The sequence below is a fragment of the Undibacterium sp. Dicai25W genome (assembly GCF_049340505.1).
GTDB lineage: Bacteria > Pseudomonadota > Gammaproteobacteria > Burkholderiales > Burkholderiaceae_D > Undibacterium > Undibacterium jejuense.
This window is the reverse complement of sequence record NZ_JBMPOQ010000033.1, coordinates 1-15,578: the sequence shown is the minus strand read 5'-3', so window position 1 is coordinate 15,578 and position 15,578 is coordinate 1. Positions and strand designations below refer to the sequence as shown.

13 protein-coding genes, 1 pseudogene and 1 CRISPR repeat array are annotated in these 15,578 nt (G+C 45.1%); of the genes and pseudogenes, 6 read left to right on the top strand and 8 right to left on the bottom strand.

Going from position 1 to position 15,578, the window contains the following annotated elements:
• A partial coding sequence (locus tag ACO0KY_RS19215) for a transposase (RefSeq protein ID WP_423047340.1) occupies window positions 1–86 on the bottom strand: 86 nt, incomplete at its 3' end.
• 102 nt (window positions 87–188) lie between these two features.
• Window positions 189–2,736: a CRISPR direct-repeat array (repeat unit 28 nt; unit sequence GTTCACTGCCGCACAGGCAGCTTAGAAA).
• A 109-nt stretch (window positions 2,737–2,845) separates the two neighbouring features.
• On the opposite strand from ACO0KY_RS19215, the gene ACO0KY_RS19210 reads away from it, so the two are divergent.
• Window positions 2,846–3,268: a helix-turn-helix domain-containing protein gene (locus ACO0KY_RS19210; RefSeq protein ID WP_186910800.1), complete on the top strand. Its 423-nt coding sequence runs from the start codon at window positions 2,846–2,848 to the stop codon at window positions 3,266–3,268.
• Window positions 3,269–3,330: 62 nt separating this feature from the next.
• Window positions 3,331–5,766 (top strand): VIT domain-containing protein, encoded by a 2,436-nt coding sequence (locus ACO0KY_RS19205; RefSeq protein ID WP_423048779.1) that lies wholly within the window; start codon window positions 3,331–3,333, stop codon window positions 5,764–5,766.
• Between the two features lie 88 nt (window positions 5,767–5,854).
• On the opposite strand, the gene ACO0KY_RS19200 is transcribed toward ACO0KY_RS19205, so the two are convergent.
• The 5 genes from ACO0KY_RS19200 to ACO0KY_RS19180 all read right to left on the bottom strand — a co-directional run bounded on the left by ACO0KY_RS19200 (window position 5,855) and on the right by ACO0KY_RS19180 (window position 10,572).
• Window positions 5,855–6,190 (bottom strand): hypothetical protein, encoded by a 336-nt coding sequence (locus ACO0KY_RS19200; protein ID WP_423048778.1) that lies wholly within the window; start codon window positions 6,188–6,190, stop codon window positions 5,855–5,857.
• Window positions 6,191–6,264: 74 nt separating this feature from the next.
• Window positions 6,265–6,552 (bottom strand): HigA family addiction module antitoxin, encoded by a 288-nt coding sequence (locus ACO0KY_RS19195; RefSeq protein ID WP_423048776.1) that lies wholly within the window; start codon window positions 6,550–6,552, stop codon window positions 6,265–6,267.
• Window positions 6,553–6,629: 77 nt separating this feature from the next.
• Window positions 6,630–7,766 carry an HD domain-containing phosphohydrolase gene (locus ACO0KY_RS19190; protein ID WP_423048774.1) on the bottom strand — a complete coding sequence of 379 codons (1,137 nt, stop codon included), beginning with the start codon at window positions 7,764–7,766 and terminating at the stop codon, window positions 6,630–6,632.
• A 240-nt stretch (window positions 7,767–8,006) separates the two neighbouring features.
• Window positions 8,007–10,040, bottom strand: coding sequence for a methyl-accepting chemotaxis protein (locus ACO0KY_RS19185; protein WP_423048772.1), 2,034 nt, complete (start codon window positions 10,038–10,040; stop codon window positions 8,007–8,009).
• Window positions 10,041–10,170: 130 nt separating this feature from the next.
• Entirely contained in the window at window positions 10,171–10,572 is a 402-nt protein-coding gene (locus ACO0KY_RS19180) for a response regulator (RefSeq protein ID WP_423048770.1), read from the bottom strand.
• A 364-nt stretch (window positions 10,573–10,936) separates the two neighbouring features.
• Between ACO0KY_RS19180 and ACO0KY_RS19175 the strand changes: the two genes are divergently transcribed.
• On the top strand, window positions 10,937–11,785 hold the full coding sequence (locus ACO0KY_RS19175) for a hypothetical protein (RefSeq protein WP_423048768.1): 849 nt from the start codon (window positions 10,937–10,939) through the stop codon (window positions 11,783–11,785).
• Between the two features lie 45 nt (window positions 11,786–11,830).
• Entirely contained in the window at window positions 11,831–12,145 is a 315-nt protein-coding gene (locus ACO0KY_RS19170) for a hypothetical protein (protein ID WP_423048766.1), read from the top strand.
• Window positions 12,146–12,249: 104 nt separating this feature from the next.
• Here ACO0KY_RS19170 and ACO0KY_RS19165 read toward each other — a convergent pair whose 3' ends face one another.
• A complete protein-coding gene (locus tag ACO0KY_RS19165; protein ID WP_423048764.1) occupies window positions 12,250–12,783 on the bottom strand; it encodes a carboxymuconolactone decarboxylase family protein in 534 nt (177 codons plus the stop codon).
• A 13-nt stretch (window positions 12,784–12,796) separates the two neighbouring features.
• A complete protein-coding gene (locus ACO0KY_RS19160; RefSeq protein WP_423048762.1) occupies window positions 12,797–13,546 on the bottom strand; it encodes an SDR family NAD(P)-dependent oxidoreductase in 750 nt (249 codons plus the stop codon).
• Window positions 13,547–13,676: 130 nt separating this feature from the next.
• Between ACO0KY_RS19160 and ACO0KY_RS19155 the strand changes: the two genes are divergently transcribed.
• Both ACO0KY_RS19155 and ACO0KY_RS19150 read left to right on the top strand, forming a co-directional pair.
• On the top strand, window positions 13,677–14,570 hold the full coding sequence (locus ACO0KY_RS19155) for a LysR substrate-binding domain-containing protein (protein ID WP_423048760.1): 894 nt from the start codon (window positions 13,677–13,679) through the stop codon (window positions 14,568–14,570).
• Between the two features lie 59 nt (window positions 14,571–14,629).
• Window positions 14,630–14,854 (top strand): annotated as a pseudogene (locus ACO0KY_RS19150) (chloride channel protein); the annotation flags it as partial.
• Between the last annotated feature and the right edge of the window lie 724 nt (window positions 14,855–15,578).

The window sequence follows — 15,578 nt, the reverse complement described above, 5'->3', positions numbered from 1 at the left end:
CGACAAACATCTTTGACCAATCTACCAGCTTCAACCGCTTTCAATATTCCAATGATCTGTGTCTCTGTAAATCTGCTCTTACGCATTTCTGTTCTCCTTTGGCATATAAGTTTGCCTCAAGAACTCTAGTTATGCATGGCTTGATTTTACGGGAGGGTTACAAAAGCACCTACAGCAACGCCGAAACGGTTCACTGCCGCACAGGCAGCTTAGAAATTCTGGCTCTCCTTCTGGCGCTCCGTCAGGTGGTTCACTGCCGCACAGGCAGCTTAGAAACATGCAGTGAGCAAGAAACGCATCAAGGATAAGTTCACTGCCGCACAGGCAGCTTAGAAAAACTGACCGAGGACGAAAAACCGTCTGACACTGTTCACTGCCGCACAGGCAGCTTAGAAAAGTAACGGGTGCTGGGTAATCAACACAATGTCGTTCACTGCCGCACAGGCAGCTTAGAAATATATAAACCAGTCGATACAACCCCCCTGCTAGTTCACTGCCGCACAGGCAGCTTAGAAAAATATTCAAACCCATCTGAAAATACAATCCAAGTTCACTGCCGCACAGGCAGCTTAGAAAGCGCACAGCGGCGAGACTCTTGAGCTTAGCTAGTTCACTGCCGCACAGGCAGCTTAGAAAATCCTACAAGCAAGTTTTTCTCTCGACATGTTGTTCACTGCCGCACAGGCAGCTTAGAAAGTCCACCTGAAGAATTTCACGCGGCATATTTTGTTCACTGCCGCACAGGCAGCTTAGAAATGACTAAACTCACCCTTTACATACTTGGGGGTGTTCACTGCCGCACAGGCAGCTTAGAAAACGAGGCGCAACAACAGCTCAATGAGCTACTAGTTCACTGCCGCACAGGCAGCTTAGAAATGAAACCGAAAACATTGATATTGGGAGTGATAGTTCACTGCCGCACAGGCAGCTTAGAAAACCTATCTATAAAAATCTGCTAATCGTTTTATGTTCACTGCCGCACAGGCAGCTTAGAAAGGCATAAGGGTTGGGTTTGATGGCGCGAGTGCGTTCACTGCCGCACAGGCAGCTTAGAAAGGCACCATCCAAACCAAAAGCTGAAGATCGATGTTCACTGCCGCACAGGCAGCTTAGAAATTCACTTACCGCAAGTAAAAATGTGCCTAGCGGTTCACTGCCGCACAGGCAGCTTAGAAATTCCAGTACGTCTACGACGAGTTCAAGTAGCTGTTCACTGCCGCACAGGCAGCTTAGAAAACCTGCAAAAGCGGAAACAGGATTAAACAAAAGTTCACTGCCGCACAGGCAGCTTAGAAATCTAACTTGTCCGAGTGCATTTTTGCGACATCGTTCACTCCCGCACAGGCAGCTTAGAAAATTCGAGGAAGACGAACCGGGCGGAGGTGGAGGTTCACTGCCGCACAGGCAGCTTAGAAAATATTTAAGGGTAAGCCAACTGTGCTTTCCTGGTTCACTGCCGCACAGGCAGCTTAGAAAATCAAAGTGACGGGGACAAGCGAATTCAAATCGTTCACTGCCGCACAGGCAGCTTAGAAAATCAGTGGGGCATTCGGAAGTTGCGCTATACCGTTCACTGCCGCACAGGCAGCTTAGAAAAAGCAAAAGCAATCAGCATTACCAATAAAACGGTTCACTGCCGCACAGGCAGCTTAGAAATTATCCTCCAATGATTTATCTCTAGGATTTCGGTTCACTGCCGCACAGGCAGCTTAGAAATCTCTGTGCGCAGCATCATCAGCAAGACGATAGTTCACTGCCGCACAGGCAGCTTAGAAAGTCCCGACCATTTAAGACAACTTGTTCGATTGGTTCACTGCCGCACAGGCAGCTTAGAAAAGATCGGAAATTAAAAATAGAGTGCGAACCCTGTTCACTGCCGCACAGGCAGCTTAGAAATGTAGGTGCAGTTTTTCACGACCGCGCTCTTTGTTCACTGCCGCACAGGCAGCTTAGAAACAATAATGCGCCGCTTTGATGTGCTTTTTCTCGTTCACTGCCGCACAGGCAGCTTAGAAAAAGTTGCTAATAAGAATCGTTGGCTTAAGCAAGTTCACTGCCGCACAGGCAGCTTAGAAATCAAGACTATAAATTGTTTGGCTGGTCTTTCGGTTCACTGCCGCACAGGCAGCTTAGAAAACAACAAGTTGAAGACGCGCACCGATCTAATGGTTCACTGCCGCACAGGCAGCTTAGAAACATGAAAAAAGCACCTCAAAAACTAAATGATTGTTCACTGCCGCACAGGCAGCTTAGAAAGACACGTTAACGCGATTTTTAGCGGGCATACCGTTCACTGCCGCACAGGCAGCTTAGAAAATCGCGCCAAACTTGATAGCACCAATAACCCGGTTCACTGCCGCTCAGGCAGCTTAGAAATGTTCCGTAGCTATAATCTGCTGCACGTGAAGGTTCACTGCCGCACAGGCAGCTTAGAAAACGGCGGAAACCGCCGAAACTGGCGCATATTCGTTCACTGCCGCACAGGCAGCTTAGAAAGTAGATAAAATGGTTCGCGTAGTCTTGCGGAAGTTCACTGCCGTACAGGCAGCTTAGAAAAGACGCAGCCGATTTGCTGGAATCACCAGACGGTTCACTGCCGCACAGGCAGCTTAGAAAATGAACGGCACGCCGTTGCAAAGACAAGGCAAGTTCACTGCCGCACAGGCAGCTTAGAAATTCAAATCAACATCAGTAAAAATCTTGCCGCTGTTCATTGCCGCACAGGCAACTTAGAAAGTTTACGCCGACGTGTTAGTCGTTCAATAAAATAATTGCGCTATTCCGTTCCATGCGATAACCATTCCCATGCTTGTATATATACAGTAAAAGTGTTTAAATATAATGCATGAATAAAAACTCCAAATTCGCTACTAGGAACTTTTCTCTTTCTGATCTTTGCGTGCTGGCGGACATTTCTATTCGTACCGCACGATATTATGTCCAGATCGGATTGGTGGATAAACCCGAAGGTGAGACACGTGCCGCTCGATATGATAGTCACCATCTAGAACAACTCCTGCTTGTTAAAAAATGGACTTCTGCAGGGGTATCCCTTGATCGCATTAGACAACTATTGCATGGCGAAGAGTCTCCAGTTCCGGCAAAGCCACGCTTGCCAGGCAGCATCGAAGTTTGCAGCCATTTGACTGTCGCTGATGGTATTGAGATAGTCATTGAGCCTGGCCGTGCAGGATTGTCATCAGAGCAGATGCGCAGATTCGTGCGCGGTGTGATGCAGCTATATCAAGACCTCGATTCAGAGGGATGATTGCGACGCCTCAAAAAGCCGATCACGGTTTTACAAAATTGGTTTACCCCTAAGGAGCAACAATGAATATGCTGCCTCGTGCTAGTCTTAAAACACCTCATGGTAAAGAGTTCAATTTAGATAGTATTCGCATGACTGGTGATATGCGTGGTCAGATACTTAATATGCAGATTGTTCAAGAGTTTTGCAATTCAACGTCATCACATGCTGAAGTAATCTATACCTTCCCATTGCCATGGCGTGCTGTCTTGATGCACGTTGATGTGACTCTCGGAGAAAAAAAACTCACTGGCATTGTAGTCAGAAAAAAACAGGCAGAAGCCGATTACGAAGAAACGATATCGACCGGTGATACAGCCATCATGTTGGAGAAAAATCCTGACCATAGTTACAGCTTAAATCTCGGAAATCTCGCTCCGCAAGAACATTGCACTATCTGCGTTCACTACGCACAGGTTTTGCAATTCGAACAAAATTGCCTACGCTTGCTAATCCCAACTGTCATAGCGCCACGTTTTGATAATAGCCATGCTGATGTGTCAAAACAATCTAATTTTCCTGAGCACCTAATTCCTCGACATAGTCTGGAGGCAGAGTATCCATTCGATATTGAACTACGTTTGCATGATGCACTGACAAAGGCGAAGATTACCTCACCAAGCCATCCAATAGCAGTAAAGAGTGCGGATGGCATTTGTTGTGTTTCATTAAATCGCCAAGGAACCTTAGATCGCGATTTTGTGCTGGCGCTGGAAGATTTTCCAACCAATTCTTTGCTTGTTATGGGGGCTGATTATCGCTATCCAGAGCAATACGCAATGTTGGCGAGTTTTTGCGTGAACATTGATCAAGAAATTAAACCAACTATCTCTCTTAAAATATTGGTTGATTGTTCAAGCTCTATGGCGGGCGATAGTATTGCAGCATCTCAAAGAGCTTTACGTGTAATCGTGGACGAACTGAAAGAAGGAGATAGGTTCTCGCTTAGTCGTTTCGGTTCTCATGTCGAGCATCGTTCGCGAGCAATGTGGAAAGCAGCGCCAGCGAGCAAACTAGCAGCCCAACGCTGGGTCGGAAATCTAGAGGCGAATTTGGGTGGCACTGAAATGGAAACAGCGTTGCAGTCGACCTTCGATCTCAATGATATGAATAATAGTGACGTCTTGCTGATTACTGATGGAGATATTACCGAAGTCGACAGCGCTATTGCATCTGCTAAAAATTCTGGGCACAGGCTATTTATTGTTGGTGTAGGCAGTAGCCCTTCAGAAAGTCATTTGTGTCGTCTGGCAAGTGCAACAGGGGGCGCGTGTGACTTTGTGACGGCAGTTGAGGCGGTTGAACCAGCGGTGATGCGTATGTTTATCCGCCTTCGTTCCCCAAGCATCCAAGCATTAGATTGCATCTGGCCAGAAAATAACGTGCCACTATGGACTTCAGGTTTTGGTGAAAGCGTGTTTGATGGAGATACTTATCAACTGTTCGCCTTGTTTGAACAACGACCAGAAGGTAAGCTGATTTTGTGTGGAAACACTCTGGGAGAGTCTAAGCGAGACGAAATTGCCTTTGTTGATTTCTCACAGGCTTCTACCACCGATAATCAACTTTCACGAATGGCGGCCCAAGTACGGATGACGCACATGTCGATAAGTGGAAATGCGCTTGACTGCAATAAATCTGATATAGAAAAAATTGCCCTTGATTATCAACTTGTGAGTGAACGCAGCAATTTCCTGTTGATACATGAACGGGAATATACCGAAAAGGCAGGTGAGATGCCGTCACTTTACATTGTGCCTCACATGTTACCAGCAGGGCATAGCGGAATTGGCCATGCAGGATTAAATAATAGTGGTCGGAAGGATTTTCATCCGAGGAGAAAGCCTGCAGTTTTCCGTCGGGAACTGACAAGCCTTCATACTGACGTAGCAACTAGTGAGGCAACATACGATATTCCTGCGTTCCTCAGAAAAGCTCCAGGAAACGGTAGTATGAAAAATTTTTACGTCCCATTTTCTCTTAATTATGGAAGTGTAAAAGACGAATCAGGACGTAAGTCCAATACCAACTACTGGTCGGAGCAGATGGGAGAAAGAAAGCTATCTCCATGGGGACTTTTCTCCTGGTTGAACATAACACCGACACACAAATGGCCTGTCAGTTTCAATGAATTACGAAAAATCGATTTGAGTGAAAATGTGCTCGAATGGTTGGAGTTTGTTCTTATGCATGACTTTCCTCAAGCATCGGAGAAGATGATTGTAGCCAGCTTTTTGCATGTAGTATCAAAAGTGGAAATTTTTCAAGTGCTACTTGAAAATGAAAAGTCAAAGACAGGATTTCGCCAAATTATCAATCGTCTCGTCGGGAAATTAAACCTAGTACCACGATCTCAACCTAGAACAGGCCTTGAAATTAATTTGATAAATGGAATTCAGTGTGCCCTTGATGACGTGCAAACACTAAGTTGGCCAGCAGAAATTGGTGAGTTGGCTTAGGGCTAGCGATGGTAAAGATAATAAGTGATCTGGCTAGCCGTTCGCTTATTTCTGCATGTAACCTTTGTGTAGATGTCTATATTTTAACTTAATCCATGTGAGCGTGTTTGACTGAAGTTACCTTGTCATCAATGAAGTTGATTTCGCATATATATCGATCAAATTGAAATGCACCATTGAACACCACTAAGAGAGTATGTTCTGGCGGGTTGATGTCAAAAATTTGAGTCATTTTTTTGTTTGCGCCATTAGCTAGCGCTTTTTCTTTTAATCCGGAGATCGGCGTGCCTGCGGTTACAGTGGAGCAAAATTGTTTTTCATTTTTATCAGCCTCGCGGTTGCTGACAATACCTATCGTGCTAAAGATGAGGATAACAAAAAAAAGTCCAAATAAAGTGCGGAGAATTGTGGATTTTAATTTCATGAATCTTTAATTGTAATAATTTCGATTTAATCTGACCAACTACCAATTGAAACGGTATGGCAGTCAGATCACAACTAATACAGTGTAGCACTTCGTCTGGCAACCCATAAATCATGTGCTATCTGCATCCTCATCCATTGCTCAGCGGTGCTTCCAACGTGGGCTTCAAGAGCTATTGAAATCTCAGCGCTAAGGCTAGCCTTCGCTTGAAGAATCTTAGAAATCGTATAGCGGCTCACATTTAACTTTTTTGCCAATGCTGCCCGGCTTATACGCAACTCTGGAAGAACGTTTTCTTTCAAAATTTCGCCTGGGTGTGTCGGCATTCTGTTTGGATCTCGCTCTATGGGTTTATTTTTCATATCGCTGACCTCGTTGTACTCAGAGTTGAAAGATGAACACGATCTTATACTGAAAAGCGATATTAAGAAACGAGAAATCAATCAAGCCTGTCTTCAAATTTCTTTTGAATTAGTGCGCGCTCGCTTTTTGCGCGTATCAAGGCCTCAACACAATATTGGTCGAGGCGGAGTAGGGTGGCTTCCTTGCGTAGCTCGGCGATGGATTCTTCGTCACTAAAGGCCTGTTTGTAGGGGCGTTTACTTGATAAGGCATCGTACACGTCTGCAATTGCAACGATCCGGCTCTCAATGGGTATTTGCTCAAGCGTTAAATGCTCAGGGTAGCCAGACCCATCACCGCGCTCATGGTGGAATGCGACGATGTTGCGCATTACCCGGAATGCCAGATCGGATTCAAGCTCCAACGCCGTATTCATCTTGTCGATAATTTGTATGCCAATTTCGACATGTGAACGCATAACATCCCACTCATGCTCTTCCAGCCTTCCTGGCTTTAGCAAAATATTATCTGGAATGCCGATTTTTCCAATATCGTGAAGCGGCGCAAACAGAAAAACGTATTCAATGAATTCATCCGTTAAATTAAAGCGATCTGCAACTGCTAATGCCATTAAGCGTGAATACGCAGCTACTCGCTCCAGATGCTGCCCTGTTTCTACATCTCTCATTTTGACCAGATCGCTTGCAATATGAACCGTTCCAACTAAGTCGTGAGCAAGCTTGATTCGTAGCAGGAAAAGTTGAGAAACCAGGTCTGCTAATGTTTCTAAAAAGAAGATGTCAGGAGGCTTAAACGCGTTTTCTGTTTTTGAATCAAAAAATAAGAATGCCGCAAACTTGCCTCCCTGGTAAATCGGGACAGTAAAACTGGACTGATAGCCCCTATTTAATAACCAGGACGAATGCGTAGAATGTCGATTAAGGCTGGTTTTGATATTTTCTATTACACGTGATTGCCCAGTGTTGACCAAATCCAGCAGCGATGGAACATCCGCCAATCTGGCTTCATATCGTTGTAGTTGTTGCGCGTCATGATTGCTACTGGTAAATGTCTTAAGTAAATCGGTCTTTTTTTCGTAGAGAGCAATCGCCATTCGATCAATAAACGGATAGCGGCTGGAGATGACAGTATGAATCGAAGATAGATTATCACCTAAGGAATCAAACGAATTCTTAGTCGATAAGTCTAAGTTTGGAACTTGAGATTTGTCCATCTTCGCCTCTCACTAAAAATCAGAGCTAAGCTTATTACTTGTCAGAGATAGATACTACGCCCACTGAACAAGGCTTGTTCAAATTTGTTTAGCTTGATAATACTTCGATAACATAGCTTGCCTTGTTCCAATGAATGACGGTAAACGCAGAGAAGATTTTTTAAGAGGCCATTGGTAATACAGGTTTTTGCTTTGGTTTTTGAAAAGATTTCGGCTTATACGTACTTATTTCCGCTGGAATTATGCCACTCTAAAGTTGGCTATTTCCTGTTGCAAGGTCGACGCCTGATCGGTTAAAGCACCTGCTGCTGCGCTAGTTTCCTCCACTAAAGCCGCATTGTGTTGGGTATTCTCATCCAGCTCCTGGATCGCACTGCTGATCTGACCGAGTCCTAGTGACTGTTCTTTCGTTGCAGCGGAAATCTCGCTTAAAAATACGCTGATTTGACGGGCGTTTTTCACCATCGTTTCCATTGTGGTACCCGCTTGTTCAACAACTTTGGTACCCGTAGATATTTGCTCAACACTGCTTGAAATCAAGGTTTTGATTTCGTCTGCTGCCGCCGCGCTGCGTTGGGCCAGATTGCGCACTTCACTGGCAACTACCGCGAAACCACGCCCTTGTTCGCCCGCGCGGGCTGCTTCTACAGCAGCGTTTAAGGCGAGAATATTCGTTTGAAACGCAATACCATTGATCACGCCAATAATTTCGTTAATCTTGGAAGACGAGGCATGAATGTCGCGCATCGTACTAACGACTGTTCCGATGACGATGCCGCCTTGCTCTGCTACCTTGGCATTTTCTGTTGCAAAGTTGGCTGCGGCGACGGTTTGTTGCGCGCTATTCTCGACAGTAGAACCTATCTCTTCCATCGTGGAGGATTGTTCTTCCAGCGACGCTGCTGCTGACTCCGCACGTGAGGATAAATCCAGACTGGCAGCAGAAATTTCACTGCTCGTTGCGTGTAAAGCACGGGCTGAGTGACGTACAGTTTTGATCAATGCATGTAAGGCATCATAGGTATGGCGAAGATCAATAATAACTTGCGCTGGTTCGTCTTTACCCCATGGCATTGCTGGCGCTGTACGTAAGTCGCCGTCGCTCATTTCTTTGAGATGCTTACTAATTAGTTTTAGTCCGCCGCTGGTGACTAAATAAAAGGTATAAAATCCATACAATGCAGCAAGAATAGTTAGTCCTAGCATGGCAGAAATCAGATAAAGCTTGCGCTTCATTCCAGAAACACGGTCAGCCAAAACCTCGTCTAGGGCATTGATTAATCGATCGGTCAGGCCATATTGACCTTCAATCGTTTTATTCGCTGCGGCAAGGTAAGTAGCCTGCACTTCTGGTGCATAGTCCTGGTTTTCAATCACACTTTTTCTAGCCACCGCAAAAAATGCGACAGTATCATTGAGTACCTGCTTGGCGTTAATTTTCTCCCCAATTTTGCTGTCATTCGCGCTCACCTTCGCGAGGTCGGCAAGCATATTATCGCCTTGGAATTCGGCGATCGGAATCAAACCATTGAGTGTATTTTGCTGTTCTTTCGTGATGCTGCCAGCTTTGAGAATGCCAACTCCCAGCCCGCGCATTTTTCCTGAGCTTTCGATAATGTCTGGCGCGCGGGCAAAGACCGCATCCATTAAGTAAAAGCTGACTATTTCAGGGTCTAAAGTCAAATTCGAGCCATCAGTAACTTGTCCCATTAAATTAATCAGAGATTGCACGTAGGCCGTATGAAGTTTAAATACTTCTGCTGGCGATGCAGCTGGAATTTTGGATAAGGCGTCCTGTGATTCGGCATACGACTTTTCTACACCAAGCTCTTTACCATAGCGTTTTTCAATCTCGTCTAACTTTTTTTGTTCTTGACGAAGCTTTTCAGATAAGGAAGCTAGCGTTGCCGGTGCAGTCCCTGATACTGCCGCGGCAACGGAGTCCCTGCGAACCTGTTGTGCCAAATTGAGTACAGGGAAAATTTGACGGTTATATTCTATGCCTATACGTTCTTTTTCTGAGAACGCAATGCTTTCAAACATATTGGCGAAGTATATCCAGGTCAATACTGACAAGGGAATGACGAACATCAAACAAATCAAAATTGCCTTTGATTTGAATTGCAAATTACCCATCAATCTCACACCTGGAGTCCATATTGCTTTGGTGTGGAAAGTATCTCTATGGATCGAATCACTTTTTGGCGCTGCCAGAAACTCCTTCAACTCTGGACTAACTCGACGGACAACGGACAATTTGGCGGCATCAGACATATTCAACTTCCTTTAAAAAAGGTACTTCGAATAAGACTATTTGTGCAAAGATAAACAAATTTCTACTTCAATAATGCTAATTGCTAAAGAAAATTATTACTAGAGAAATAATGTTGCAATGTTTTGCGCTTTATCTGACGACACGCTTTAATTCAGCCTCAAGTTGATTTGTATCAACTGGTTTAATCACATAACCATCCGCACCAGCTTTTTTTAGCTTGCTCAAGTCATCTGCTTCAGCGTAGCCAGTAACCATAATGATCAGTTGGTGCGCATTTCTTATTTTCTCTTGCTGTCTGATGGCTGCTAATACCTCTAGCCCGTCCATGACAGGCATGGTGACATCTAACAAAATAACATCAAAACATTTGACTGCGAGGCATTCCATTGCTTGCTGACCATTTTCCACCACAATGCCCGAATGCCCTAGGCTATTGAGGTAAAGCACGAGGGTGCGCTGCATAAAGTAATCATCGTCGACGACCAGGACATTGAGTGATCGGGCAGTTTTTGAATTGCGACGACTGAACATGTAAGCATTCCCAATGACGCTTTAGGAGACCATAGTCATGAATGAGGTTTGCCTGTATTTTGACATTAGTTCTAGGGGAATAAATAAATTTTTGATGATATATCACAACAAATTGACTTAAATTTACACACGGTTCGCGGCGGACGCTCCTTTGATTAATGAACTTGAAGTGATGGTGCTATCAAGTTCGTCATTTGACGCCAAAGGGTACACAACCGAATAATTACGTTATTATTTGAAAGACAAGTCTCAGCACGAAACCGCCGGTCATGAATATTCTCCAAAGCTGCCGTTTTAATCATGTTTTTCAGAACCATACCTGCTAACTTGGAAGTTAGTGATACACATTTTTTAGAGAGTTGACATGCTTTTACGCTTCATTGCCTTGTTCGCTGTTTCCGCCTTATTGGGAATTTTCGTTGTCGTTCCTAGTTCTGCGCGTGCGCAAATCGTTGCATTTCCGACTGAGGAAAAGTATGAAGAAACAATCTTAAAGTTGGACGATCTTACCGCTCAATGCGTCAATCATGGGGAACGGGCAATATTCAAATATGTGAGGAACCTCAAACTTTTATCCTGGTACAGGTCAGAGTCGTATTCCGCCGTACAGGAATTTCAGGTAAACGAACTATCGTACGGCATTGCTTTAAAAGATACAGGCAAACCACGATACCCAGGATTTTTAGATATTCGTGATGCCCGAGTTGAAGATAGTAATGAGGCCAAGCCATTAATTCGTACAAAGATGGATTTTCCAGGAATTTTTTGGGTGAGCCAGCCGCGCCCAAACTACTCGACCTCCAAATGTGAAAAACTGTCCAAAGCCTTGAAAAGCAAAATCTCAGAAATGGAAGCGAAGATTCCATCGACGTTTCCAGAATTGCGAAAGTTTGTGGCAATGACTGAGCCGGAGGAGTTCTTAAAACTTTCCAAGCTAATTGGATTTTGCTCTCGAGACGGTGCGCGAAAGTATCCAACATTTGTTGGGCCTACAAGCTTTGAGGCGTGGATTAGTAATAACTTCAGTAAATCCTACGGGCGGACAGAAGTGCTCTCACGCCCTCTCTATGAACAATTTCAAAGAGAAATGAAATCGCTGGGTGGTATGTCTGAAGCGGCCAGAGATATAGATTTTGAAGAATATAGCGACGGTATGTGTGACGGGCTAGAAGGCAAAATGGAATCATATGATAGCAAGCATCCTGCATTATAAGTTGCGAATAATGTGGAATTTAAAGGATAGGAAACGGCAGAGACTGTGTCAAAACGTCTGTCCGGTTATAGGTTTGAAGCTGCCTTTGACGGCGTATCTAATATCCGTCGTTATCTGCAAAATCTCAATCTGTTTGCCGACACATTGATCACTATCGATGGAAGTAAATTCAAGGCAGTCAATAATCGCGATAAGAGTTTTACGAAAGGCAAAGTTGAGCTGCGTATGAAGGAAGTTGAAGACAGCCTCAACCAATACTTCAAAGACCTTGAAACAGCTGATAGCCAAGAGCCAGAAATCAAACAGCACCGCAATGGGAGCGTATCAGCTTACAGTTATTTCAGACCGAGGCTATTTTAAGAATACCGAAATCCTTGCCTGTGACGATCCCAACGCCAAACCATTTCTATTCACTTCAATGACGAATGAATTTTTACCGGGCGAACAGACCCGGTAAAAACCCATCAAAGTTCAGGTGCAGCAGGAAAATCGACGGGAATTTCTGTTGTGCTGTGAAGGAAATTACTGATGGTTTTATCACCGATCACCATCATTACATCAACCAAATTACCTTCATTCCAGCCTGCATCAAAAAACGCTTGCAATACGTCTTTGTCGGTGTGGCCACGCGTAATCATCACGTTGTGCGTCAACTTGGTCAGTGCATCAAGACGCACATCAAAACTTGCGCTGCCACGACGAATTTCTAATACTTGCTCGTCGCTGAAACCAACCATTTTTCCGACCATGGTATGTGCGGCAAGGCAATAGCGGCAGTGATTAATTTGACTCACGCTCAGGTTGACAACTTCACGCGCTTTCGACGACAGAGAACTCCTGGCATTTTGCAGCGTCAAATAAGTACCTAGTGCAGTTTCTGAATGCGTGAATGTTGCATATAGGTTAGGGACAAAGCTTAACGCTTTTTTTAAGTTGTCCATTAATGTCTGGTTGGCAGGCGAAGCCTGTTCGTAAGTTGGTACGATAACTGTTTTCATGATAATGAGTCCTTTATTGTGCTGTATAGCCGCCATCGACAGCGATACTTTGGCCAGTTAAATAACGTGCTTTGTCGGAAGCCAGGAAGACGATTGTTTGCGCAATTTCTTCCGGCTGCGCACCACGCTTTGCAGGCATCATTGCAAACATGCCAGCTTTCGCATCTGCATTGCCACCGGTGAAACGATCCAACATGGCGGTCTCTACCGGGCCGGGTGCAACGGCATTGATACGGATGCCAGAAGCAGCCACTTCTAATGCGGCTGTTTTGGTCAAACCTTCAACAGCATGTTTGCTGGCAACATAGACCGATGCGCCAGCCATACCAACCTGGCCCGCAATACTTGACAAATTGATGATAGAACCTGAGCCTTGCGATTGCATCGCAGCGATTTCATACTTGAGACTGAGCAATACACCCAAGACATTGGTATCAAAAGTTGCGCGATAATTAGCAGCGGTCTGGCCGGTTATTGGGCCAAGTTCACCTTCAACGCCAGCGTTATTCACGGCCACGTCAATACGACCAAAGCGTTTCTTTGTGCTGGCAATCAATGCCTCAACCTGTGCTTCGTCGCTGACGTCTGCTTGTAAAAATTCTGCTTCCACGCCTTTGTCGCGTAATTCTTTTGCTAATTGCAGGCCAGCCTCTTGCTTACGTCCGGAAACCACTACGTTGTAGCCTTCCGCCGCAAAAGCGAAGGCGGTAGCGCGGCCTATGCCAGTTAAAGCGCCGGTAATCAATACTGTCAACTTACTCATTTCATTACTCCTGTGGGTTGGTGTGGAGTGAAGTATGGTCGTAGCAGACCTTGACCGCTAGACCAAAAAAAGGACTATCATTCATTCCTATCTGGAATCAATGGGGTAAATAATGGATTGATTACTGGCGATGCAAACCTTTGTTCGAGTCGTGGAAACAGGCAGCTTTTCGGCGGTTGCTCGTGAGCAGGCTGCTACTCAAAGTGCCATTAGTAAGCAAGTCGCCAGTTTGGAAAAATATCTGGGCGTTCGCTTGTTGGTCAGAACCACGCGTGCAGTAACGCCGACCGATGAGGGCTTGCGCTATTTTGAGGAGGTCCGTCGACTGGTAGCAGAAATTGGTGAAGCAGAATCGCATTTGCGGGAGGGGGAACGCGCTCTATCCGGCCCGCTACGTGTCGCCACTTCTGTCGGCTTTGGTCTGCGGGTGCTGTTGCCTCATGTTCGCTCCTTCATGCGTAAGAATCCAGATGTAGTGATTGATCTGAAGCTCGATGATGGCTTTGTTGATCTGGTTGAGCAAGGTATCGACGTGGCAGTGCGTATTGGCAGCCTTGCAGATAGCTCACTCGTCGCACGACGGATTGCAACCTCACAAAGAATGTTGGTTGCCGGTCGCAATTATCTGGCGCAGTTATCATTAGATCAAAAACCACCAAAAATTCCTCAGGATTTGCAACAACATGCCTGCTTGGTTTACACCGAACTACGTATGCGTAATCAATGGGAATTCAGCACTGCCGATGGTTCTGCCGTCAGTGTCAGAGTGCATGGTCCATTGCAGACCAATAATTCAGAAGTGCTTCGTTCCTGCTTGCGCGATGGCATGGGCATTTGCTATGTACCTGATTGGTTAATTTCAGACTTGATCGTAACAGGCGAAGTAGTGGCACTGATGCAAGACTGGTTGCTCAATCCAATCCCTATCCATTTAGTTAGTCCGCCTGCACGTAAACATTCTTCCAAAGTCAGAGCCTTTGGGGATCATATGGCGGCGGCGTTTTCAGGTGTCGATTTACTTTGAAGGTAAAATTTCTATGGTCGCGTACAACTTGTGTGACCACCTTATATGCATAGAAGGGGACCCAAGCGCCGTTGACCTCGTTCATCATCGTGATGGAAATGGTCGATGGCCACGCGATGGTATTGAGTCTGATGGCATGCGCTCTTATCGCGAGTGGTATTTCACGAGTACTGAGCAAGCCGCTATATCCCTCGCTAGCCCAGGTTCAGCTCAAGCGAATTCCAAATTCATCAGCTGAAGAAATCAAGGCGCGAACCGATTTGAATGAAAAAGATCGGTACTAGTTAAACGTGAAACGAACTTGGACTAACTTTCTCAAAAATGTTTATCGATGTTTGCTTTGCATTAATTTTGAATGACTGATTTGTAGAATGTGATCCACCCGCTATGGGCACGGCCCGGTCATTTGATCTCGATTTTAAATCGCATAAATTCAGCAGGGGCGTTAGGTAAGTGTGCTTACAAAAATAATTTATTGATGGTACGCAAGTTCATTTTGCTCGCGTACCATCTGCGCACCTTGGACACGGTTGTATTCATCGGCATTTCTAGACTCTTGCTTGAAAGTATTAATTGAAGGGTGAAAATTCTAAAAAGTCCTTGCAAGGCCCTTTGAAGCCCCTTCTTTTGCTAGAAAACGTTCTTTTTGATAGCAAATTACGGGGAAGCTGCTTAGCTTTCTAACGTGATATGTATCATCAGCATCACCATTTTTAATGGAAACCGGTCAAGGTACGCAAGATCATTTTGGTTGCGTACCATCTGCGTACCTTGGATTTGTGCGCCATCGATTGGCTATCTGAACGTACATCAGTTTCCAATACGAAGGGGATATGCAATTCTTTAAGGCCATCACTGAAATCCTCACATATCCCCACGTTCAAGGGGCAATGATGCTATTGATACCTATCCTGATTATCCGGTTTGACTTTGGAGATCATAATATCGGTGAAGGTCTTTTTTCTTTGACAATAATAGTGGCGCACAGTTGCAATATGACAGCTTGCC

Coding starts and splice junctions, on each gene's coding strand:
- ACO0KY_RS19210 (WP_186910800.1), top strand. CDS start 2,846: ATGAATAAAAACTCCAAATTCGCTACTAGGAACTTTTCTCTTTCTGAT.
- ACO0KY_RS19185 (WP_423048772.1), bottom strand. CDS start 10,040: ATGTCTGATGCCGCCAAATTGTCCGTTGTCCGTCGAGTTAGTCCAGAG.
- ACO0KY_RS19200 (WP_423048778.1), bottom strand. CDS start 6,190: ATGAAATTAAAATCCACAATTCTCCGCACTTTATTTGGACTTTTTTTT.
- ACO0KY_RS19155 (WP_423048760.1), top strand. CDS start 13,677: ATGCAAACCTTTGTTCGAGTCGTGGAAACAGGCAGCTTTTCGGCGGTT.
- ACO0KY_RS19180 (WP_423048770.1), bottom strand. CDS start 10,572: ATGTTCAGTCGTCGCAATTCAAAAACTGCCCGATCACTCAATGTCCTG.
- ACO0KY_RS19195 (WP_423048776.1), bottom strand. CDS start 6,552: ATGAAAAATAAACCCATAGAGCGAGATCCAAACAGAATGCCGACACAC.
- ACO0KY_RS19190 (WP_423048774.1), bottom strand. CDS start 7,766: ATGGACAAATCTCAAGTTCCAAACTTAGACTTATCGACTAAGAATTCG.
- ACO0KY_RS19175 (WP_423048768.1), top strand. CDS start 10,937: ATGCTTTTACGCTTCATTGCCTTGTTCGCTGTTTCCGCCTTATTGGGA.
- ACO0KY_RS19160 (WP_423048762.1), bottom strand. CDS start 13,546: ATGAGTAAGTTGACAGTATTGATTACCGGCGCTTTAACTGGCATAGGC.
- ACO0KY_RS19165 (WP_423048764.1), bottom strand. CDS start 12,783: ATGAAAACAGTTATCGTACCAACTTACGAACAGGCTTCGCCTGCCAAC.
- ACO0KY_RS19205 (WP_423048779.1), top strand. CDS start 3,331: ATGAATATGCTGCCTCGTGCTAGTCTTAAAACACCTCATGGTAAAGAG.